This is a genomic window from Mesorhizobium sp. B264B1B (assembly GCF_020165765.1).
Classification (GTDB): domain Bacteria; phylum Pseudomonadota; class Alphaproteobacteria; order Rhizobiales; family Rhizobiaceae; genus Mesorhizobium.
On record NZ_JAIUIS010000011.1, the window covers coordinates 1 to 23237 of the forward strand.

A 23237-nucleotide genomic window follows, 5' to 3' on the forward strand; every position below is an offset into this window, starting at 1 on the left:
AATCTGCCACGGCTCGTCCTCCTGTGATGAGGATCGGCTCGGACCGCCCGAGCAACCCTCGGACGCGCAGTGTAGGGTGAGCCACCTCACCGGCAGAAGCGGACATACGGTCTTACACTTGACCGCAACCTTCGTGAGCAGATGCTGATCGAGAGTAAGACCGTATGTCCGCTTCTGCCGGTGAGGTGGCTCGCCCTACACTGCGCGTCCGAGGGTTACTCGGGCGGGCCGAGCCGATCCTCATCACAGTAGGACGAGCCGTGGCAGATTATAGGGGAGCAAGATTATAGGGAAGCATTTGTCGGACTCGATGTCAGGTGGACCTTCGCCGACTTCCACTCGGGTATTAGAACGGCCGCCGGCAGCGGCTTCAAGGCGGCCCGCTCGATCTCCTCGAACAGTTCGCGGCGGCTTTGGCCGACATGGCGCATCGGCCGATTGTTCAGATTCTCTAGCAGTTAGGCGATCGCCGCGTTGAGCTCGGCGTTCGAGAAGAAGGATCAACGACGCCGCGACCGCGGGCGGACACCAGAACTCTCCGGGCCTGACAAAATGCGCCACAGCTGCTTCGCCGGAACGTCGGCACGCAGCTTTGTCAGAGCGCGCCGCGCTGCAACGGCTGCAGCGTTAATCGTTGAATCTTAAACTAAAGCTTAGCGAATCTTTGCAACCGCAGGCCGCCGACAGTGATAACTTCACCGCCAAATCTGAGGTCCGGGAGCGATAAGGAGCTGATGCTTTTTACGCTCGGACCACCGCATAGCATGCAATAAAGGTCAGGGCCAATGACAAGAAGAGCGCTCATCATGGTTGAAGGCCATAGGAGTATGGGTCTGCTATTCGTCCAAGCGGCCCAGCGTCTTGGTCTTCATCCAATTACCCTGTCGGCTGATCCAGCTCCGTACGGCTACCTTGCAGCAGAAAGCGTTGATACAATCCCTGTCGATACAGCCAATCTCGATGCGCTGATCCACGTATGTTCCCGGCTGCGTGCGACCTATAAGATTGCAGGCATTACGGGCGCCGAGGAAGAGATTTATGCGATGGTTGGCAAGCTCTGCCGGCACTTCGACCTACCGGGCCCGGACCCCGAATCGGTTGAACGATGCTGTGATAAATTCCTTCAACGTCAGCTCCTCGCTGAGGCTGGCGTGGCAATGCCTGCTTATCGCTTGGCAATGAACACCGCGGATGCAGAAATCGCTGCCGCCGAAATTGGCCTCCCAGTGATTCTCAAACCGGCCGTAGGCACCGGCAGCAGCGGTGTCCGATTGTGCCGCAATGTGGACGAAGTAGCCGAACATACCACCTATCTGTTGGGCGGTAAGTACACATGGCGGTCTTCCCCGAGAATACTCGTGGAAGAATTCGCACAAGGACCTTATTATGCCACCCATATTATGGGAAATGAGGTTATTGGGATTGAGGCTGCTGACTTCGACCGTCCACCCCATTTTGTCTTTCGTGAGGGCATCTATCCGGCACCGCTTACTGGTCACGAGCAGAAACGCATGGCCGATGTATCGCTGAGCTGTTTGCGCGCTCTCGGCCTTGGCTGGGGGCCAAGCTTCGTTGAACTCCGGTGGACGAAGGTTGGTCCAGTCGTCATTGAAGTCAATCCGCGCCTTGGTGGCGGTCCTCAACACATCCAGCTGGCTGACGGTGTCGATCTCATTACGGAGCACATCAAGCTTGTCATCGGCAATGAATGGAATTTGCGCAAAACGCACTCAAACGTTGCGGGCTGGCGGAACCTACTTCCCGACCGCGATGGCACCCTCGATTGGATCGACAACGGCAGTCAGGCCGCTGCTGTACCAGGTGTCGCTGAGGTCAAATTCTATGTTGAACCCAACAAGCCGATCGTCAGGAAAGGTGATTACCGAGACTCTCTCGGATCTGTCATGGCCGTTTCGCCCAACCTTGCTCAGACCCAGGCAATACTTCAGCGTGCCGTCGACTTAGTTAGCTGGTCGATCACACCATTTCCGAGTGTGAATGAACAGGAACAGCCTGCAGCCCCTTACTCCTAGCGCAGTTAGGTAGCGCGGAGCGGATGGAGTGTGAATCGTCCGGGCTCTTTTTTCCAGGCCTTGCAGATGATCGATATGCACCGGAACAAAGCTGTTGTCGCACTTGCCGCCAAGATGGCGCATGTCTGGGTTGTCCTGACCAAGCGCTCTTCGAACGCAGGGACCCCTGCTTTCGTCTGACGCTCCGGCTCCATTGCAATTCTCGGGAATGATGACGAAACAGTGGCGCTGACGCTATTGTGGCAGGAGTATCGCGCCGTCCATCCCGACGGCTACGGCTACACCTGGTTCTGCGAGCACTTCGCCGCTTTCGAACGCCGGACGAGCGCGACATTCAGCAATCGGCATGCGGCGGGCGCGGTGATGCAGACGGGCTATTCCGGGCACACGGTCCCGGTGATCGATCCGGCGACCGGCGTCATTTACCGGCGCAGATTTTTGTCGCGGTGCTGGGCGCATCCAATCTGACCTTCGCCTTTGGGAGCCTCATTCAAAAGCTGCCGGACGGGATCGAGGGCCAGCTACAAGCGACCCCAGCCCGCGTGTCGGACAGGCTCCTAGGCCATGCCCTGCTGTGCAGCATCACCACCGAGGAATCGACTAATTCCGTCGTGTAACAGATCTTGCATGAAAAACTCACAAGTCTTCGCGATCGCAGGTATCTGACTGTGGTAGATTAAGCCGGGGTACAGCAAAAAGCTGTGATGTTGCTTTTACGCCTCAGACGCCCAACAGCACACAACATCGGAGTTAACAGCCATGGCGAGAAGAGCGCTCATCCTGATTGAAGGCTCAAGGAGCAATGGTCCGTTATATATCCAGGCGGCCCAGCGTCTAGGTCTTCATCCAGTTACCCTTTCAGCCGATCCAGACCGGTATAACTATCTTGCGGTGGAAAACGTTGAGGCAATCCGGGTCAATACAGACGATCTCGATGCGCTGATCCGCGAATGTTCCTGGTTGCATGCAACGTACGGCATTGCTGGCATTACTGGGTTTGCGGGTGACGACGAGTCGGTCTATGCGACAGTTGGCAAGCTCTGCCGGCATTTCAATCTACCAGGACCGAACCCCGCATCGATTGAACGATGCTGCGACAAATTCACTCAACGTCAGCTCCTTGCGGAGGCTGGGGTTCCGATACCTGCATATCGCCTCGCAGCGAATGCGGCGGAGGTTGAAAGCTGCGCTGCGGAGCTCGGCCTGCCGGTAGTTCTGAAGCCTACGGTAGGCAGCGGCAGCATCGGTGTCCGATTGGGCCGTACCGTCGAAGAGGTGGCTCAATATACAGCCTTTCTGTTGGGCGGGAAGCACGTATTGCAGTCTTCGTCGAGGATACTGGTCGAAGAATTCGCACAAGGCCCCCATTATATTGTTCATATAATGGGAAATGAGGTGTTTGGGATTGAGGCCGCTGATTTCGACCGCCCACCGCATTTCGTCTTCCGTGAAGGCATCTTTCCAGCACCGCTTGCTGATGAGGAGCATGAGCGTATCGCCAACGTTTCGCTGAGTTGTTTGCCAGCTCTCGACCTTGGCTGGGGACCAACGTGCGTTGAACTCCGGTGGACCAAGCGGGGCCCGGTCGTCATTGAAGTCAATCCGCGTCTTGGTGGCGGTCCTGATGCGGTTCAGCTGGCCTACGGCGTCGATCTCATCGCCGAGCACATCAAGCTTGTCATTGGTAAGGAATGGGATTTGCGCAGAAGGCAGTCTCACATTGCTGCCTGGCGGTGCCTGCTTCCTGATCGCGATGGCATCCTCGATTGGATTGATGGCGACAGTCTGGCGGCTGCTGTACCAGGTGTCGCCGCGGTCAAATTGTATGTTGAACCCAAGACGCCGATTGTCAGGCAAGGTGATTACCGAGACTCGCTAGGATGGGTCATAGCTGTTTCCCCGCGCCTTGCTGAGACCGAGATCGCCCTTCAGCGTGCTGTCGATTTAATCAATTGGTCGATCACACCGTTTCCACCAGTTGGGGACTAGTAATAATCTTCAGTTCGTTCTTCTGGGCCGGAAGCGAAGGTGCGGCAGATAGGAGATAATGAAAGCTTTATCGCAGTAGGGGAGAAGTATTTTCTGATTTTACCAAGTCCTGACACGGAATCCAGGATCGGGGAGAGCAGCAAGGGACTTCAGCGCCTAGTTGTGCCCGCCACAAGTCTGGCCGCTAAGCAGCGACGAAGAGCTTCGCGTGAGATTTGGACCTGCAATGAGCGGTGCTTCTGAAATATGAGCCCGTACATCAAAGCCGCGGCCCGTACACTTTGGCCAGGGTTAGGAAATTCGTTGCGATTAACGGAAGGCGAAGCGCTGATGCCGCCACGCGCGCACTTTCGGTAGCTGTGAGCAAGTAGTTGTCGAGACTGGACGGCCTTGTTGGCCGGCCTTTCGGCGTTGATGTCATTGAGGAAGCGAATGAACTACTGGTGGCGGTGCCGCTGCATGTTGCGGCCGCGCCGTCGAGCAAGTTGGTCACGGCAAAGAGAGCGGTGGTGCCGTGCTACTTCTAGTCATGCGCCATGGTGCCCCCGCCTCCCAGCTTCATGGACAGGCCAGGCTGGGGCTTCGGTCCGGCGCCTGGATCTGCAAAATTTCATCAGACGGCGGACCGACGTAAAGCCCGAGACATCGCGCCGTTTGTCGACAAATGTCGGATCGTTGGAGAGCTTGAACTGCCGCGAGCGGTGTGGCTGAAGACCATACGCCTTCCCGATGCGCTGGCTGGCGCTGGCGCTGATGTCGGCTACCTTCGCCATCATGGCGGCCGTCCAGCGCGTCGTCTCGGCGGGCGGGTCTTCGAGCGTGAGCGCAACAACGCGTTCGGCGACATCCGGGCCGAGCGGGGGGTGCGCGAGGGCCGCTTCTTGTGCGCAGCAGTTTTTCAAAGCCTTCCTCTGCGAAGCGCTCGCTGTCAACCGCCAGACGTTTTGGACTTGCCGGTCCGCCGCATGATTTCGACGGTGCCAACACCATCGGCGCTCAACAGCACGGTCTCGGCACGCCAGACATTCTTCTGCGGACTGTTGCGGTCGATGACCAGGGCGGTCAGCCGCCGATGATCAGAAGGCGAGACGGCTAGAGATATTCTACCGCGCATGATGCACAGGCAGCAGGTAATTCTACCCCAGAACTCTTATGTCAGGCGGAGACCATTAGGTGCCTTCAGCAATACCAGCGTGCATTAACCGCGCCTATCAGTGAATCTTAAAAAACGACAGCATCCCGAAACAAGGGAGTTCATAGAAATCTAAACCAAGGAGCGCGCATTCAAAGGTTATGGCTCAAACTTTGTTAAGCTTCCGTAAACTATAAAGTGCCAGCCCAGAGAGGAATCTTCCGATGTACACCCTCGAAACGTCCCACCTCATCCTAAGGTGTCCGTCGCATTGCGACGAGATTCTTCTGCATGGACTGCATAGCGATCCGTTCGTGGTAAACGCCATCAGAGACGGAGTCTCTCCGACAATAGAGCAGACGAAAGCTGAGCTTCTTCAGTTCATCAATCATTGGCAGCATCATCGTTTCGGCTATTGGATAATCGATATCAAAGACGAGGGTAAGGCCAAAAAATTCGCTGGTTACTGTGGACTTGTACGGGGAGACTCCGTAGAGGAGAGCAACGTGTAAATTGTAACCCGCCTCCACCTTGCTGCCTCCGGGAAAGGCATCGCGGTCGAAGCTGGGAGAGCGGTAGTGCAATTTGCTTTCGACTATTTAGAAATTAATAAAGTGACTGCGTTCGTTCGCCCAGGTAACACTCGCTCGCTCATCAAAAATCTGAAGATTGGGTTTCACTACGTAGATGACATAGTGTTCGAGAAAGGGACTAGAAGGCGCCTAGAGGTTTCTCCTAAAACTGCTGTAAGATCCGACAGTTTACGTGTGTTTGATTGCAGAGAGACGGGAATCACTCGAAATCCGTAGCGCTACGCCCGGCCCGCATTGAACACAGTCGCACGATTGGTGGCGGCGCCTCCTTCTCGTACTCGGTCGTAGCCATTCCCCGCTGTGATTGAGGCCCGGACAACGCCAAATTAGTAGACTAGATTGTCGCCGTTCGATCTCCGTCCCGATATCATCAATTTCGCGATCCATTCGGCGTCGCTGAGTGGCCAGAAGGCGATCTGCCCCTGCTTTCGGAGCGGACCAGGAAAACTCCCTGTTCCGCAAGGTTAGCATCCAAGCGATGAAGGCCGCTGTTCTTCATCCATGATATCGGAAGATCCGCCGGAAATCGGCGCGAAGACCTAACACGCTGCGTCTTACTCTCGGTCAGGCCGAATTGTATCGCCGGCCGCGTGCCGCTTCGCAGATCGGCGCTGCGTTCGACAGCTATCCATCTCGCTTTTAGATGACGACATATACAAACTGCATTTGACGACCGCTTGCGAGTGATGCTGATTGGTAGGCGGAAAGTCGTCATAAGAGCCTGCAATTGGGAACGTCAGACTTTCCGAGATTTGCCCACAGGCGCGGATCCGCCTCGCCACTAATTTAAGGGGAACTGGAACATGACAGTCTCTCGACGCGACCTAATTAAAGTGGGCTTGGTCACCGGAACGGCTTTATCAATCCCTTCGGTCCTGCGGGCGCAGACATCGCCAGCCTCAGCGCGGACGGTGCATATGGTGAAGGGCGACCTGCGTGTGTTTGACCCGATCTGGACGGCGACGAACATCACCGCCGACCACGGGGCGGCGATTTACGACACGCTGTTCTCGCTCGACTCCAAGTTTATGCCGCGGCCGCAAATGGTAGGGAAATGGGGCGTTTCAGACGACAAGAAGACTTATACATTCGAATTGCGGGAGGGGCTCAGCTGGCACGACGGCACCCCCGTGACCGCGGCGGATTGTGTGGCCTCGATCCGTCGCTGGGGCCAGGTGCATCCCGGCGGCCAGCTGATCATGGCTCGCGCCAGCGATATCTCGACGAAGGACGGGAAGACCTTCACGATCGCGCTCAAGGAATCGCTTGGGATTTTGATCGATATCCTGGCAGACCTTACGCCGCCATGCCTTTTCATAATGCGCGAGAAGGATGCGAATCGCCCCGCGACGGAGCAGGTGACCACGAATATCGGATCGGGCCCGTTCAGGTTCAATGAAGCTCTTGCCAAGCCAGGCGCGAGCATCACCTATGATCGCAATGAAAAATACGTTCCACGCAAGGAGCCGACCGAGGGATTGGCCGGGGGGAAGGTCGTCAATGTCGATCGCGTCATCTGGGATGTTATCGCTGACCAGCAGACGGCAATGGCGGCTTTGCAAGCAGGCGAGGTCGATTACGTAGAGTCGCCACCAGCCGATCTGTTCTCGGTGATCGAGGGCGATCTCAATCTTGCACTTCAGGTTCTGGACAAGCAGGGCTGGGACGTGGTGCTTCGCATGAACTTCCTGCATCCGCCGTTCAATAACATCAAGGCGCGCCAAGGGGTGCTTCACCTCATTGATCAGGAAGCGTTCATGCGGATCATGTACCCAGACCCAAAATACGTCGACACCGTCACTTCGATATTCGGCAAGGATACGCTCGTGTCCAACGAGGAGGACACGGGATGGTACAAGAAGGGTGGTGACCCGGAAAAAGCCAAGCAGCTATTCAAGGAGGCTGGATACGCCGGCGAGAAGGTGGTCATTCTCGATCCGACCGACTGGCGCGAGTCCGACAATGCCTCGCAGTTTCTGGCAGCTGAACTGCGCAAGATCGGCATCAATGCCGAGCTTGCGCCTATGGATTGGGGCGGACTGACCGCGCGCCGAGCGAAAAAGGACCCCGTTGAGAACGGCGGCTGGAGTATGTTTATCACGGCCGAATTCGATTATTCGCTAGGTAATCCGCTCGCCAGCCCCCTTCTCCTCGCGAATGGAGACGACGCTTGGTACGGCTGGCCGAAGAACGATGAGTATGAGGCGCTGCGGGCCAAATGGGCAGATGTCGCAACGCTCGATGAGCGAAAGGCACTGGCCCGCAAGATGCAACCAATCTGGTGGGACTTTGTCGGCGACGTGAGGTTGGGAACATATGTCTCGCCGGTCGCGCACCGCAAGTCACTCACAGATCTCATCGGCATGCCGCAGATAGTCCCCATGTGGAACATGCGGAAAGCCTCCGCCTAATGGCGGCCTACATCCTGCGCAGATTGGTTTCGGCGATCGCTGTCATGGTGATGGTCGGGATCTTCGTCTTTCTGCTGCTCAGGATGGCGCCCGGCGACCCGGCAGCGATCATCGCCGGCAAGTCGGCGACGGCCGACATGATCGCCGGCATCCGCGAAAAGCTCGGCCTGAACGATCCCATGCCGGTTCAGTTCATGCATTGGGTGCGCGACATGCTGGGCGGCGATTTCGGCACCTCGATCTTTGCGGGCCGACCCGTTCTCGATCTGATGTCGCAGCGGCTTGAGCCGACCCTTTCGCTGTCGATGCTGACGATGATCCTTTCGGTGACGGTCGGAGTCTCATTCGGCATTCTTGCCGCGTGGCGAACCGGCGGGCTCATCGACCGCCTGCTCGCGGTCTTCTCGGCATTTGGCTATTCGGTCCCGGTCTTTGTCATCGGCTATTTTCTGATATATTTCTTCGCCATCAGAACACATTGGCTGCCGGTTCAGGGCTACCTGCCGATCGAGAGTGGCCTCGGGCCGTGGTTCGTGCATCTGGTGCTGCCCACCGTGGCGTTAAGTCTTGGCTTCATTGCGTTCATCGCCCGGGTGACGCGGGCGAGCATGCTTGAGGTGCTGTCGGAAGACTACATACGAACGGCGGCCGCCAAGGGCGCTTCGTCCTATGCCATGCTTATCCACCACGCCCTCAAGAATGCCGGCGTCCCGATCCTGACGGTGATCGGCATCAGCTTCGCCTATCTGATCGGCGGCGTGGTCCTCACCGAAACGGTGTTCAACATACCCGGCATCGGCCGGCTGGTCGTCGATGCTATCAGCAACCGCGACTATCCGATCATCCAGAGCGTGCTGATCGTGACCTCGGGTCTATACGTGCTCATCAACCTCACGGTCGATCTGGCCTACACCCTGATCGATCCTCGTATACGGTACTGATATGACGATTTTGTCGGCACCAGTTGAAGATGTCCCGGCGAGGCGACTGCGCCTGTCTGATCTTCCGCGTCTAGCAAGGCGTCATCCGCTCGTCCTGACAGGCGGCGGCCTACTGGGGCTTCTGATCATCCTGACGCTGGCGGCGCGGGTTTACGCCGGCGATCCGGGGAACATGGATCCGTTCAAGCGGCTGCAGCCGGCTTCCGCCGAAATGTGGTTCGGCAGCGACAATCTCGGGCGGGATGTGTTTGCGCGAACGATCTTCGGGGCCCGCATCTCGCTCCTGGTCGGGCTGCTGTCGGCGGCGAGCGCTTCCCTGATCGGGCTCCTGATCGGTGTCATCGCTGGTTACAGCCGCAGCTTCGACAATGTCGTCATGCGGATCATGGACGGGCTGATGTCGATCCCGACGATCCTGCTGGCGATTGCGCTCATTTCTCTAACAGGTCCGGGGCTCGGCATCCTGATCGTCGCGATCGCGATCCCCGAGACCCCAGCCGTCGCACGGCTGGTCCGGTCGGTGGTGCTGGGGGTTCGCGAGCGCCCCTATGTTGAGGCCGCGCTGTGCGGCGGGGCGCGCCTGACAAGGGTGCTGTGGCGTCATATCCTGCCCAGCACTATTCCGGCGCTGATGGTGCAGGGCGCTACTGTCTGCGCCAGCGCGATCCTGACGGAGGCGGGGCTCAGCTTTCTTGGCGTAGGCGTTCCGCCCGAGATTCCGAGCTGGGGCAACATGATCGCCAGCTCGCGGCTTTATCTCGCCATCGCGCCGTTGACGATCTTTGCCCCCGGTATCTGCCTGGCCGTCACCGTCCTTGCCGTCAACCTGCTCGGGGACGGCCTGCGCGACCTGTTCGATCCCCGCGCCAGGCAGAGGCGCTGACACGCAGATGCATCAAAGGCTAGGAAACGACCTGCTGCTCGAGGTGCGAGACCTCGAAACGCATTTCTTTGGCGAAGACAGCGTCACCCGTGCGCTGGGCGGCATCAGTTTCCAGGTCAAGAAAGGCGAGACGCTCGGCGTCGTCGGCGAATCCGGATGCGGGAAGAGCGTGACGGCCCTGTCGATCCTTCGCCTGTTGCCAAAGCGGGGCGCCAGGACCGTTGGCGGCGAGGTCCGCTTCCAGGGTCGCGACCTGCTTGGACTGTCCGATCGGGAGATGCGCAAGATCCGCGGCGACCGGATCGCCATGATCTTCCAGGAGCCGATGACGAGCTTAAACCCGGTCTATACGGTCGGGCACCAGATCGCCGAAGCGGTTCAGATCCACACCAAGGCTTCCCGCCCGGCGGCCATGAAGAAAGCCGAAGAGATGCTACGTCTCGTCCGCATCGCGGACCCTGAGCGTCGCGTCAACAACTACCCCCATGAAATGTCGGGCGGCATGCGCCAGCGCGCCATGATCGCCATGGCTCTGGCCTGCTCGCCGGAACTGTTGATCGCCGATGAGCCGACGACGGCGCTCGACGTCACCATCCAGGCGCAGATCCTGCGGCTGATCGTCGATCTGAAGGAGCGCACGGGAACGGCCGTGATGTTCATCACACATGACCTCGGCGTCGTCGCCGAGACCTGCCAGCGCGTGATTGTGATGTATGCCGGTCGTATCGTGGAACAGGCCAACGTCATCGACCTGTTTGCGCGACCGGCGCATCCTTACACTCAAGGGCTTATGCGATCGGTGCCCGACCGGCGGCGCGGCCGCGAGCACCGCCTGCCGGAGATACCCGGCGTGGTGCCAAACCTGCGCGAGCCCATTGTCGGCTGCAGCTTTGCACCACGCTGCCCCTTCGCGATCGATATTTGCCGCGAGAAGACACCCATCCTGCGTGATGTCGGGTCGAGCCAGGCCGCAGCTTGTTGGCGCGCCGAAGAGGTAATGGGCGCATGAACGGTCCTCTGCTGAAAGTCGAGAATCTGACCAAGCATTATCCGCTTGGCTCGGGCCTATTCAAGAAAAGCATTCCGATGATCCGGGCGGTGGAGGATGTATCCTTCAGCGTCGAGGCGGGGGAGACGCTGTGCATCGTCGGCGAATCCGGCTGCGGCAAGTCCACAGTCGCGCGACTGCTGATGCGGCTCGTCGAGCCGACCGGCGGACGCGTGCTGATCGAGGGAACCGATATTGCTGGCCTCACAAAAGGCGCGCTGCGCGCCTGGCGCCGTCGCATGCAGATGGTCTTTCAGGATCCTTACTCGTCGCTGAACCCGCGCCTTACCGCCGGACAGATCATCACGGAACCCGTCGAGAATTTCGAGCGCCTCAGCCGAAGGCAGCGCAACGCACTCGCTGCGGATCTACTCCGAAAAGTCGGAATGTCGCGCGAGATGATGCACAGGCTTCCGTCCGAATTGTCGGGCGGTCAGCGTCAGCGGCTCGGCATTGCACGCGCCCTGTCGCTCAACCCCTCTCTCATCATCGCCGACGAAGCGGTGTCTGCCCTCGACGTCTCCGTGCAGGCACAGATCCTGAACCTGCTCCTGGATCTCCAGCAGCAGATGGGCATCGCCTTTGTCTTCATCTCACATGACCTTGGCGTCGTGGAGCATATCGGCCACAGCGTCGCGGTCATGTATCTCGGGCGGCTCGTGGAGCTTGCGCCGTGCGAGGCGCTCTTTGCCAAGCCGGTCCATCCCTACACCGAGGCTCTGATCGCGGCAGCACCGGTCCCGGATCCGACACGCGTTCGGCTGGAGGCGCCCGTCGAGGGTGAGGTGCCAAGTCCCATTCATCCGCCTAGCGGGTGCGCGTTTCATCCGCGCTGCCCGCTCGCGGTCGAACGTTGCCGTGTCGAAGTCCCGGCTTTGGTGCCTATGGGAGATGGGCGGGTCGTGGCTTGTCATGTGCGCGCTCCGCTGCAAGACATCCTCCATCTAATGCCTGTGCCGGGGGATCATTCGCTCGATCCGATGGTTATGTCAGAAACTTTCGCCGCTCGAACATCTCGAGAGCGCCGCTGACATGACCACCCAATCCAATGTAGCGAAAAGAAGAGAAGAAGGACTATGGAAGAAAATTCACACGTGAGCAGTTCTCATCTGGTCCAGCAGGACGGCAACTACGATACGGTTGGTTCAATTCAAACGAACGTTGAAGATGGCTTCACGATGGTAGCAGTCGGCGACCTAATCGTGTCTCGAGCGGTGACAAAATCTCAAGATCCCGGCTTCGGCGCTATCGTCAAAATCCTTCAGGATGCTGATGTCACTTTTGGCAATCTGGAAGTCAACATCTTTGACAGCAGATCTTTCAAGGGATATCCCCAGGCTGAATACGGCGGCGCGTATCACCTCAGCTTGCCGGAGGTCGGACCCGACTTGAAGGCGATGGGGTTCGACATCGTGGGCCGCGCGAACAACCATACTCTTGACTGGGGCATTGAAGGCATGCGCGAGACGAGCCGGGTGCTCGATGAGAGCGGTGTTGTCCATGCGGGGACGGGCGAGAACCTTGCACAAGCTGGTGCTGCGCGTTTCTTCGAAACGGCACGCGGTCGCGTGGGGTTGGTGTCGTTGGCCACAACATTTGCGCCAATGTTTCGTGCGTGCGATCCCGCTGGCGAGGCCCCTGGTAGACCCGGCCTCAACCCGCTTCGCTTGGCGCAAAACATCGTGGTCCCGTCGGATATGCTGAAAAATCTAAGGCAAGTGCGCGATGGATTGCCCGTTTATTACCAATCCGAATGTGAGCCAACATGCGTCGTGATCGCTGGAGTGACCTTCAAGGCGGGCGACAAGGCGGGATACAGCTATGAACCCGACTCGCGCGATGTCGCCGACATCCTGCGGAACGTTCGCCGCGGCAAGCAGTTCTCTGACTTCTGCATTGTCACCAACCACTGCCACGAGCCTGGTAATTTGAGCCAAGAACCGCCAGATTACGAGCAATCCTTTGCGCGCAAAATGATCGACGCCGGAGCGGACGCGTACGTTGGACACGGGCCCCATCTGCTGCGAGGCATCGAAATCTATCGGGGCCGGCCGATTTTCTATAGCCTGGGTAATTTCTTCGAGGACGACCTTGGGACCCCGACCGGCGCCGACATGTTTGACGAATATGCTAAGGACCCGCGCGTCCATACTGATGCGGAGGTGAAGGTCGCCGAGATGGCAAAAGGGTTCACAGACCCGATCTTCTATGAAAGCATTGTCACGGTAAGCCGTTTCGAGCGGAACCAACTTGCCGAATTGCGGCTATATCCCATCGAACTCGGCCACTCCAAACGGTTTGCCGACCGGGGAATCCCTCAGTTCGCCTCGGCACCTCAAGCCAAGGCCATCCTAGAGCGCCTACGGATTTTATCCGAGCCGTTCGGGACCGAGATCAACATCGAAAACGATGTTGGAGTGATCAGATTGACCCCGGCGCGCTGAGGGCTCGACCAAGTTGCCGCATCTGATTGGGCATTTACATCTGCTGAAATAGAGGACGTGGCAGGCTCGGTGGTGCTTTAGAATCTGCAGAAGCCCTACAAGAACCCGCCTCGTGGCCAGACACGATGGCAGTCCTTTGTAGGCACAGGTATCAACGGTTCACCGCTCCCGTTTTCTCTTTTTTGGACATCGACTAGCCGTGGTCCCAGCTAAGCGGCCTCCATCTAAAAGCGCGATGGCACCGTGCCGGACATTATATTGGCGAATTGACGATCGTGTGGCGCATACTTCGAGCGCGGGAAAATGCAAATGCATAACGGCAACCGAACCCGGCTGCCAGATCGCCTGAATACTCGCAATAGGTTGAACAATGAGCGAAGCACCACATCTTACGTTTGATCTCGAGACGCCCGGCGTGAGCAGGGGGCATCTTGTTGTCCCGGGAGGCGCCGACTCCGGAGAGCTTTCGCTTCCGATCTTCAGTCTCAATAAAGGTGAGGGACCGCGCCTCCTTGTCACCGGCGGAAACCATGGCAATGAACTGGAGGGGCCACTTGTCGCGCGACGGCTTATTGAGTGGCTGCCAGAAGCGCAAACCTGTGGAAGGGTTATCGTCCTACCGGTGCTCAATCCATTGGCCGTGCAGGCATGGAGCCGCAATACTCCGCTCGACGGGTTGAATCTCAATCGCGTGTTTCCGGGCCGCGGCGACGGGTCAGTGACCGAACGAATCGCTGATGCGGTGTCCCGCGTATTGTTGCCAATGGCCGACACGATATTTGATCTGCACAGCTTCGGACCAGCGTGGGATTTTCCACCGGCCGCCACGACGCATCCGATTGCCGATCGCGATCTCATGGCCAGGACGGTGAGAATGGCGGAAGCGTTCAAATTGCCCGTGACTTTGGTCTGGGAATATAACGACACGGTTGGAATGTTCGATATCCTGGCCCAAAACCAGGGCAAGGTATTTGTTTGCACTGAATTTGGTGGCGGCACGGTAGGTGCGGATAATCTCGCGATCTTCGAGGCTGGAGTGCGTAACGCGCTCATCGCGCTCGGGTTGGTCGAGGGCAAAGCCGAATATCCAACATTCCTTGAAAAGAAATCCGGTCAAATACTTGAAACTCGTCCGTCCGACGAGTTGAAATCGCCTGCAACCGGTATCTTCGAACCTCGCTGCTCGGTGTTGGACGAAGTGAAGCAGGGAGCTCTCATAGGAATCCTGCATCCGATGGATTCGCTGTCCGCTAAGCCCATTGGTATCCGCGCGCCTGGAACATCCATCGTCTTAGCCATCCGATCGGGCAGGCATGTGCACGTCAACGAAGAGGTAGCAATCGTCGCGCGACCGCAGAAGATCTAAGATCAAATGCCGACCGGCCAGCGCCCCGCCGGCCAGCAGCGTAACGAATTTTATCCCCTCAGAATGAATCGGGTGACTGAATTGCAGATCAAAGACGTGGTCCTTGCGCCTGGCAACGGTGCATTCTTCTATGATGATCAAGCTGCCATCAGGTCCGGCGCCGTCCAGGATGGTTTCATCTATGTCGGCGTACCGACAACGCCTGGGTTCAAGTCGATTCGCATTCCAGCATCATCGCTCAGCGTCGGGCTTGTCCTTGCCGACGACACCGTCGTTTGGGGCGACATGATGAACGTCCAGTACTCTGGTGCCGGCGGACGCGATCCGCTCTTCGATCCGAATCAAATCTCCGATTTGTCGTGGCGGGTCGTGGTCCCGCGGCTTCTCGATGTCGATGCATCTCTTTATCTGGATGCCTGTGCGAAGGTTTTCGAACCCTACGAACATAAGCCGTTGCCACTCGCGATTCAGTATGGCGTCAGCCAAGCTCTCCTTCGCGCGGCCGCCCATCTTCATCATACGACGATGGCGGAGATCATATGCAATGAATTTGATCTGCCTCTACCGACACGTAGGGTTCCGATTTACTGCCAGAGCGGAGATGCTCGCGAAATCAATGTTGACAAGATGATTTTGAAGGGCGTGGATGTTCTTCCGCACGGATTGATCAACTCGCGCCAGAAATTCGGCGTCGACGGTCAGACCTTCATGGAATTCGTCAAATGGGTTGCAACTCGGACAGGTGAAATCGGCCACGCAGGTTATCATCCGGTCTTGCATTTCGATGTGTATGGCTGGATCGGCCAGGAAATCGGCCTGGAGCCGCGACGCGTTGCCGACTTTATCTGCAAGGTTGCAGAAACCGTTCCGGATTTCACGCTCAATATCGAGTCGCCGGCGGATTATGGTTCCACGCAAGCTCAAATTGAGAAATATGCCCGGATCGTATCGATCCTGGATGACCGGGGATCGGGCGCCCGCGTTGTCGTCGATGAGAGATGCAATACGCTTGAGGATATTCTGCTCTTTGCTGAAGCGAAGGCCGCGCACCTTGTTCAGATAAAGACGCCCGATGTCGGCTCCATGGCCGACACGGCTCGGGCCGTTCTCCTTTGCAAGGAAAATGGGGTCGGAGCGTATGTCGGCGGGAGCTGTACCGAGACAGATCTCTCCGCCCAGGGTTCGGTCCACGTATCGGTGGCAACCCAGGCCGACATGATGCTTGCAAAGCCGGGAATGGGTGTCGACGAGGCATTCTCAATTGTCGGGAATGAACAGAACCGGTTGCTGGCGGTCCTGAGGCGTCGGAATCAAAACGAAAACGTTGGATGAAAAGCACGGTGTCGCATGCAGAACTCTCTTGAGGGGATCACCGTCGTAGCGGTCGAGCAGGCCGTGGCCGCACCCTACGCATCGTCACGCCTTGCAGACGCGGGCGCCCGGGTCATCAAGATCGAGAGGCCCGAAGGTGATTTTGCCCGAAACTACGACAAGTTGGTCCAGGGACAGAGTGCTTACTTCGTCTGGCTCAATCGGGGCAAGGAGTCGGTCTGTCTGGACCTGAAGTTGGAAGCGGACCGCGCAGTCCTGGACGCGCTTATTACCGGTTCGGACGTCTTTATTCAGAATCTGAAACCGGGCAGTACCGAAAAACTCGGTTTTGGATCTGCCGATCTCCGCCGACGTTTTCCGCGGCTGATCACCTGCGATATCTCTGGTTTCGGGGACACAGGGCCATATTCCCATTTGAAGGCATATGATCTCATCGTCCAGGCTGAAACAGGTCTATGCGCGATCACGGGCAACCAGCAAGGACCAGCGCGTGTAGGGGTCTCTGTTTGCGACATCTCGGCGGGCATGACCGCGCATAGCGCCATTCTTCAGGCGCTGTATCACCGTGAGGTCACTGGCGAAGGGACAAGCATTCAGGTGTCACTGTTCGATTCCGTCGCCGATTGGATGAACGTGCCGGTTCTGCAGAACGACTACAGCGGCTATCACACAGTACGCGCCGGCGTGAAACACCCGTCGCTGGCTCCGTATGGCGCCTATCGTTGTGCCGATGACAAGGAAGTCATTTTTTCGGTTCAGAACGACCGCGAGTGGGTGAATTTCTGCGAGAAATTCCTGAAGCAGCCGTCGCTTACTGTCGATCAGCGTGCCATTGTATGCCGCAAAAGAGAGCGCTTCCTGTTTGGAAGCGCTTACTAAACGATAGGTCACGCAGATCGCCACGAGATGACGGCCGAAAAACTGCAGGCCGTCGCTTTCGCCCCACTCCCGGGTATCGCTGGTCTGATCCATCTGCCGGCTTGAATCCTTCAAGCGTAGCAACCTGCACGATTGGACCTGGCTAGGCAACCTTTGCGGCACACGCGCATCTTGCCTGCAGCGACAGTGCCGCGCGCCAAGCAAGCCCAGCGGCGCGGTCGTCCGCCTCAGGGAATCGATATGGTGGATGTTCTCGTTGCAGCTAATAGGGCCGTGTGGGTCGCAAGGTATCGGTGGGAAGAAAATGCCCGCGGACCCAACGCACCAAATAGTCGACGAGAAACGGTAGATCTTGCACATGCCGTTGAATCGTACGCAGCAACGCAACGTAGTCCGATCGCCCTTTGATCAAGTGCTCGAGCAACAATCCGGTCGCAGCCTGCCGGAATGGGTAAGTAGAACCATCCGACCAGAGGTCACGAAGACACTGTAGCGCCGCCAGCACGTGGGATTTTGGCTCCGCGCCTCGCCCACCTATGACCTCGCACAAAGTCCGGTACAAATATCCCGGTGCCTGGCCTTCGGCGGCGTCGAGTCGAAATGCGCGAGCCAGAGCAATGCCCGAAACTCCAATGTATGTATGGCCGCTATCTACCAAGTCAGCTGACCAGCGAATGAACGTGTCGAAGTCAATATGGCCGTGTTCGGCCGCGACCCCGAACACTTGATGAAGCCATGCACTACGGCTCCATCCCATAATGTGCGCAAACTCCCTGATAGGCCGATCGTCGCTGATCAATAGATGCTTGTTCTGGATGGCCAAGGCTACGCTGTCGAAGAAGTCGCTCTTCCCACCCTGCAAGAATTCAATCAATTCCTTGGGCAGTTCGTCGGTCAGAAGCAACGGACAAACGTGGGCATTGGTTTCGACCCACGCTATCGCCTTGTCGATATCTTCGAGCCAGGTCTTGACGATCTCCGGAGCGACTTCCGTCGCAGCGATCCGTCCGTTGTCGTATTGAGCCGTCTTGAGGCCGTCTTTGAGAGAAAATTGAATTTGTTCACGACGGGCAAGCAACCGGTCAGATACGCTCTGAGGCAGATGAATTCGACCACACGTTGCCTCGATAGTCTCGAGAGCCCTCAACCGCCAGCCTGTCCAGAATGCCAAGAGATCCAGCGTGCATCCCTGGATCGCGTTCTCACGGACGGCGATTGCGGCGGTATCTCGTTCAGCCTCGTTGCCGATCGCGACTTTCAGCGGCACTCCCTGGGACGCCAGCCCAGCTGCGACCTCGATCGTGTCGACGCCGATGCGATGCGCGAGCATAGCAAGTGGCCACGGTCCGTTCGTGTAGGTTTCCTGCTCCTGCTTGACCCAGTCAAATCTTTGCTTCAACTCGGCGATCAGGTCATTGAGTCCGTCGGGTCGCTCAATATCGATTGACACCTTCCGAAACCCAAATATTTCGGGAAAGCGGCCCTCATGATGCTCCATCACGTAGTGAAGTCGGGCGACGTACTTGTGGCGAAGCGCTATAATCTGGCCCGGCCTGCCAGATGGATCCAGGAACCGATCACCGCTTGAAAGTCCTATGAGTGCTCGGACGAGCGGATGGTCAGGCTCCCAGGATTCATTGTCGAGTCGACGGAGATCGGGATCCGGCTCGACCACCAGAAAGAGCCGCTCGCCGTCGTCGTAGCTGAGGTCCACCGCAACGTCAGATGCAACGACTCTAGCATTCCACGATCGATCTTCGTTGTCGGTACGGCCTTCCTCGATGACGAGCGCCGAAAGCGTCATCCATGCCTGCGATCGATCGCGGTTCTCGAGAAAGAGGCGATACGCAAGAGCCGCCGCCCTATCGAGGTAGCCAAAGTGGCCAAGCAAGCTTGCAATTCGAAAGCGATCCTTAAGGCGTCGGTATCGAAGAAATTCCAGGGGGTGATCGAGTTCGGCGACGATCTCCGTCGATTGATTCTGACGGAGCAGGATTTCAATTCTCAGAAGGCGCGCGTCCGCATCCGAAGCATCGAGACTCAAAATCCTTTCGACGGACGCACGCGCCGTAGAGAGGTCGCCAACGTTCCACGCGTGAGTTGCGGTTGCCCAAAGTACGTCGGGTGTGTCGCGCACGATTGGTGCTGCACGCTGGAGCGCATTCCGAAAAGCCTCATCCCGACGGGCCGCGGCGAGGCACTGCAGATACATCGTAGTCAGGGGACCGGGACGGTTCAGGTCGACAGCGCTGTCCAAGAGTGCGGCAGCTTCCTCCGGCAAGTCGTTGTGGCGAAGCTGGTCGGCGACTTGATATCGCGTGACGACATCAACCGTGTCGGGCAAGCCCTCCACAATTTTTCGCAGGCGAGTCGTGATCTCATCATTACCAACGCCGGTTTTCTTGTCACAGCGGATAAGGAGCAACTCAGCCTCGACTTTATCCGTGCCCAGCTGTCGAAGGGCTTCCACCGCCTCCCGCACCCTTCTTTCGTCATCGAGAACAAGCGCGAGTTCGCCGATGAGATGCCATCGTGAGCTTGCCAAGGCAGGGCTCAGCTCGTCCGGATCAATAGCCAACACCCGACCCAATGCTCCCGAGGGGTCATCGAGTGCGACTAGGTCAGCGGCGAGAAACTGGTTCTCGGGATCACGATCGCCTTCCAGCGTCGCCAAGGCATCCTTCGGTCTGCTCTGGCCAATCAGAGATAACGCGAGAAGACGTCGCAGCTGAGGCTCGCCGTGAACGACGGCGGCTGCGCGCTTAAGCAGTGTCTCGCATTCCGCGGGCCGATCCCCCAGCCGCAGGAGGACGCCAGCGTTGTTCAGATAGGCAACAAGATCATGTCGATCGGCAAAGCCGATTTCCAGCATATGTTCCGCAACTGCCTTCATATCGTTGGCCGCGGTGTTGAGTTCATCGGGACTGATCGGGCTACGGGCTCCCGGAACGGTGGCGCCGGATGTCACGACTATAGAGAGCGTTGCAACGGCCCCAATTCGCTTGAATTCCGCGACCTCGGGATGCTTTCGTGCAAGCTGACGATTTCGCTCTGCCCAATCGGAGACGTTTCGACGGCTGTAAAATTCTGCCAGACCGAGATCCGCATGAGTGCTATCGACGAGATCCGGCGGGATGAGCGAATGTGGGTCGCCGGCGAAATCTGATCGCGCCGCTGCTTGGAGTAGATAACCTATCGCATGATCGGCACGCGGCGTACCGGCCAAAGCCTTTTGCGCAAGATCCATGGCCTCGGAATATCGTCCCTGAATCGTCCGGGCCAAGGCGAGATTGGCATTGGCATTCGGATCATCAGGGCGGATCGAATGCGCCGTTTCGAACCGCCGTGCCGCGTCCGGCTCCCGGCCCAGATCGAGAGCCGCCGCGCCCAGGTTGGTTTCAATCCGAAAGCGGGCCCACGGCTTCTTGTCCAGGACCTCCTTCTCTAGCAGCCCAAGAAGTGCCTTCTCCGCAATAAGCGGCTGATCCTCTCCCAATAGATCGCGAAATGTATCGATGCGGGCATGCAACGCCGGATCCTCGCTGGAGAGACTGCTATTCGATGAGCTATCTGTCGGTAAGGAAACAAATCCCATTTGCCGAAGCTGTTCGCCGACTTGCAAGGCAATCTGTCCCGCCAAGTCGCCTGGAGCGCGGTCTCCCGGTAATGGCTGCTGTGGGGCAGACGTGGATACCGAAGCCGGGAAGAAAAAGGCGTACGCCCGCTCATGGAGGGCGATCAGGACCTGGAGCGCTCCCCAACCATAGAGTGAAACCGTCAGGTCGTGGCCCTCTTCCCGCAGGGCTTTCTCAACGGCAACCGCTGCATCGGTCGCATGGGTATCGTCTTCCGCGGTTGTGGCAAAAATGATCTCCTTCAGTGCTGCCTCGAGTTGCAGCGCCGCCCGGCAATCGGAGAGGATTTTCGCCTGCTTGAGCGGCTTTGTGACCCTTCGGCATTGGACGCCGACATAGTGGTTGGGATCGCCATTGCGACGTCCGATTACATCGATTCCGCGCTGATCCTGCCCGCCGCGGCCGTACTCAACGGTGTTCGGGTCGTTCAGCTCATCGCGAAACAAGATCACACACCCGCGCTGCAGCGCCTGCCAATCCTTAGGTTTTGGGATTTCGTGGGCAAGTCGCGTTGATAGCGGCACACTCTGGTCAGATGGTTGCCGGAAGACGCGGCTGGGGAGGTCAACAAGTACCTCGTTGCTGTTTCCCGATTTGCCCTGGTCGCCCGTTTCAGCCATCAGAAGCTGACGCCTACGATCTTTACGCCGATCCGGTCGGCGAGTTCGAGCAACTCGGAATAGATGTCAGAGTTGCCGGTCAAATCGAGCGACGCGCCGGACTGCACCAACATGTTTGCCGGAATTCGGTCGCCAAACAGCATCACCGCGAGAGCCCGGTCGTCCTGCCGAGAAATCCAGCAAAGTCCCTGGATATCTGGGCATTGTGCGTGAATGGCTTCAGCCCAGGGGCGTGTTGCAGGATATCGGTCCTTCTCAGTGTCAATAATCTGGCTGCGCTTGATGCCGAGTTTCCGCAACGCGGTGACGCTCAAATCAGCTAGGACCAAATCCCTCCGTGGCACCACCTGCGAATAGACTTGATCGGCTAGTTTCACCTTGTCGTAAGTCTTCAGGCCTGCGGTGAATGGCACATCGTGGAAGACGGTTTCCATGGCCGCACAGTCGAAGGTCGTACCGCCATAGAGAGTTGGGACACTTGCCCCATTTGCACGCTTTATCGGGCTGAATCGGGCGTTGCCTTTAAAGCCTGGATTGAATTCCGCGCCGGCATAGAGATTCAAATGTATGCGATGGATAGTTTGGTCCGCTGGCCATATCGCTCGCGTTATGTTGTCGTGCAAATCGTTCGATGGGACGGGAACTGGTGTTGTCAGGGGTCCCCGTCCAATCTTTGATTTAGCCATGGAGTGCGCCTACCAACTCATCCTCGGCCGCCGCAAGAACGCGCTCGGGTTGCGCAGCGAGCACATCTTGCGGACGCTTGCCTCCGAGGAAGCTATTAACGGATGCAAACCAATAGGCGAGCCCCCAGTCATCCTTCTTCCCGTGTAAGACGCTCAGAATTTTAGCGAGCGTTTTCATCGGCCGATATCCGGTGGCGGAATCCAGAGCGTAGCCAGGGAAATAGTCTATACCCCGATGCCGAACGGCAAAGATCTGACCCTCTTTCTTCCACTTGTTTGGCTGTGCACTTGGGTTGCTTGTGCTGAACCCAGCCATCTTAGCGATTTGGGGAGCGGTTAGCCAATCGCCGCTTTCCAGCACGGCCTTTCTTGCCTCGGCCGCCATCCGCGCCTCGACAAGCATATGCTGTGGGGGCGGAACCTGAGGGACCAGGGCCTCAATTATCGAGTTGATTGCCTCACGCTGGCGACGCATCAGGATGGTTCGAACCAACGGCGCAATGCTGACGACCGTGTCGGCTAGCGCCCGAACTGCGGGTTCGCTCCCATGCTCGAACGTTAGTGCGATGACCTGCTCCGCTGTCAGCCGATCAAGTTGGTCGCCAACCTGCTTAGGCGTTCCGGTGAGTGCGCCAAATCCCGATAGTTCGATGGTGTCATTAGAAAGTGCCATGATATCCAACTCCGTTGGTTTGGTGAGGGTGATTACATATATAGCATGATAACCGATCTCATCAAGAGTGTCGACTTGAACTCTGGGCTGCCGCTTCATCCGGGCGGTCGGCCTTTCGGGTGATCGGGTGCGCCGCCAAAATTTATCCTGGGCTCACTGCCTTCCGATTCGTCTCGTTATGGCCGCACGTGATATGTTCGTGGTATGTTCGGCACGCATCAGGTAGAGTGTCGGGCAGCGACCTACGGTATCAAGCTAGAATGGTGCGCACGGAAAAAGCCCGATTACGACCGAGCGATTGCGCGGTTTGCGTGTTCGGACGCCGAAGCCGACACCTGGCTGGAGGGTTTTGCCGACGACACCTACCAAGCCAAAGAGCTGCGGTCGACGCGGACGCGGCCGATCACACCATCGAAGAACCCGGCGAGCAGTACTTCAACGCTGCCAAGGATGAAGGCCGTCGTGAAGCTTCGTCGGGGAGGCGGCCGCAAAATATCGGAATTTCGCCCCCGGAAAATCCGACAGGCTGCCGCTGAACGACGTCCCGCAGTGTTTCGTCGTCATAAACTGAT

The 23237-nt window shown here is 57.9% G+C and carries 15 protein-coding genes and 4 pseudogenes; 13 read left to right on the plus strand and 6 right to left on the minus strand.

Annotated features, from left to right (window positions below; genetic code table 11):
• Positions 1–317: 317 nt before the first annotated feature.
• Positions 318–500 (minus strand): annotated as a pseudogene (locus tag LB547_RS21535) (IS21 family transposase); the annotation flags it as partial.
• 285 nt (positions 501–785) lie between these two features.
• On the opposite strand from LB547_RS21535, the gene LB547_RS21540 reads away from it, so the two are divergent.
• From LB547_RS21540 to LB547_RS21550, 3 genes and pseudogenes are all read left to right on the plus strand, one after another.
• The gene (locus tag LB547_RS21540) at positions 786–2033 is read left to right on the plus strand and encodes an ATP-grasp domain-containing protein (RefSeq protein WP_064994224.1); all 1248 of its coding nucleotides are present in this window, start codon (positions 786–788) and stop codon (positions 2031–2033) included.
• Between the two features lie 222 nt (positions 2034–2255).
• Positions 2256–2563: pseudogene (locus tag LB547_RS21545) on the plus strand (IS21 family transposase); the annotation flags it as partial.
• A gap of 229 nt (positions 2564–2792) precedes the next feature.
• Positions 2793–4022: an ATP-grasp domain-containing protein gene (locus tag LB547_RS21550; RefSeq protein ID WP_084015912.1), complete on the plus strand. Its 1230-nt coding sequence runs from the start codon at positions 2793–2795 to the stop codon at positions 4020–4022.
• 315 nt (positions 4023–4337) lie between these two features.
• On the opposite strand, the pseudogene LB547_RS32645 reads toward LB547_RS21550, so the two are convergent.
• Together LB547_RS32645 and LB547_RS21560 are read right to left on the minus strand one after the other, a co-directional pair.
• Positions 4338–5136 (minus strand): annotated as a pseudogene (locus LB547_RS32645) (IS630 family transposase); the annotation flags it as partial.
• Positions 5137–5408: 272 nt separating this feature from the next.
• On the minus strand, positions 5409–5738 hold the full coding sequence (locus tag LB547_RS21560) for a hypothetical protein (RefSeq protein ID WP_064994219.1): 330 nt from the start codon (positions 5736–5738) through the stop codon (positions 5409–5411).
• On the opposite strand from LB547_RS21560, the gene LB547_RS32650 reads away from it, so the two are divergent.
• From LB547_RS32650 to LB547_RS21610, 10 genes and pseudogenes are all read left to right on the plus strand, one after another.
• Entirely contained in the window at positions 5733–5963 is a 231-nt protein-coding gene (locus tag LB547_RS32650) for a hypothetical protein (protein ID WP_411908928.1), read from the plus strand. The two genes, LB547_RS21560 and LB547_RS32650, sit on opposite strands and share 6 nt — an antisense overlap.
• Before the next feature lie 587 nt (positions 5964–6550).
• Complete coding sequence (locus tag LB547_RS21570; protein WP_064994218.1) at positions 6551–8158, plus strand: ABC transporter substrate-binding protein; 1608 nt, start codon at positions 6551–6553, stop codon at positions 8156–8158.
• Positions 8158–9099: an ABC transporter permease gene (locus tag LB547_RS21575; RefSeq protein ID WP_064994217.1), complete on the plus strand. Its 942-nt coding sequence runs from the start codon at positions 8158–8160 to the stop codon at positions 9097–9099. The genes LB547_RS21570 and LB547_RS21575 overlap by 1 nt, the downstream gene beginning before the upstream one ends.
• Before the next feature lies 1 nt (position 9100).
• Entirely contained in the window at positions 9101–9982 is an 882-nt protein-coding gene (locus LB547_RS21580; protein ID WP_064994216.1) for an ABC transporter permease, read from the plus strand.
• A gap of 7 nt (positions 9983–9989) precedes the next feature.
• Positions 9990–10991, plus strand: coding sequence for an ABC transporter ATP-binding protein (locus LB547_RS21585; protein ID WP_064994215.1), 1002 nt, complete (start codon positions 9990–9992; stop codon positions 10989–10991).
• Positions 10988–12061, plus strand: a complete 1074-nt coding sequence (locus LB547_RS21590) for an ABC transporter ATP-binding protein (RefSeq protein WP_064994214.1) — start codon at positions 10988–10990, stop codon at positions 12059–12061. The genes LB547_RS21585 and LB547_RS21590 overlap by 4 nt, the downstream gene beginning before the upstream one ends.
• Positions 12062–12106: 45 nt before the next feature.
• Positions 12107–13474: a CapA family protein gene (locus tag LB547_RS21595; protein ID WP_064994213.1), complete on the plus strand. Its 1368-nt coding sequence runs from the start codon at positions 12107–12109 to the stop codon at positions 13472–13474.
• Positions 13475–13844: 370 nt separating this feature from the next.
• Complete coding sequence (locus tag LB547_RS21600) at positions 13845–14840, plus strand: succinylglutamate desuccinylase/aspartoacylase family protein (RefSeq protein ID WP_064994212.1); 996 nt, start codon at positions 13845–13847, stop codon at positions 14838–14840.
• 81 nt (positions 14841–14921) lie between these two features.
• The gene (locus LB547_RS21605; protein WP_064994231.1) at positions 14922–16172 is read left to right on the plus strand and encodes a methylaspartate ammonia-lyase; all 1251 of its coding nucleotides are present in this window, start codon (positions 14922–14924) and stop codon (positions 16170–16172) included.
• A gap of 15 nt (positions 16173–16187) precedes the next feature.
• A pseudogene (locus LB547_RS21610) lies at positions 16188–16988 on the plus strand (CaiB/BaiF CoA transferase family protein); the annotation flags it as partial.
• A gap of 325 nt (positions 16989–17313) precedes the next feature.
• Here the strand turns inward: LB547_RS21610 and LB547_RS21615 are convergent.
• The 3 genes from LB547_RS21615 to LB547_RS21625 are packed head-to-tail and all read right to left on the minus strand — an operon-like array spanning position 17314 to position 22764.
• Positions 17314–21306, minus strand: a complete 3993-nt coding sequence (locus LB547_RS21615; RefSeq protein WP_140523105.1) for a PIN domain-containing protein — start codon at positions 21304–21306, stop codon at positions 17314–17316.
• Entirely contained in the window at positions 21306–21992 is a 687-nt protein-coding gene (locus tag LB547_RS21620; protein ID WP_140523108.1) for an RES family NAD+ phosphorylase, read from the minus strand. The genes LB547_RS21615 and LB547_RS21620 overlap by 1 nt, the downstream gene beginning before the upstream one ends.
• On the minus strand, positions 21985–22764 hold the full coding sequence (locus tag LB547_RS21625) for a hypothetical protein (protein WP_224656323.1): 780 nt from the start codon (positions 22762–22764) through the stop codon (positions 21985–21987). The genes LB547_RS21620 and LB547_RS21625 overlap by 8 nt, the downstream gene beginning before the upstream one ends.
• Positions 22765–23237: the final 473 nt, after the last annotated feature.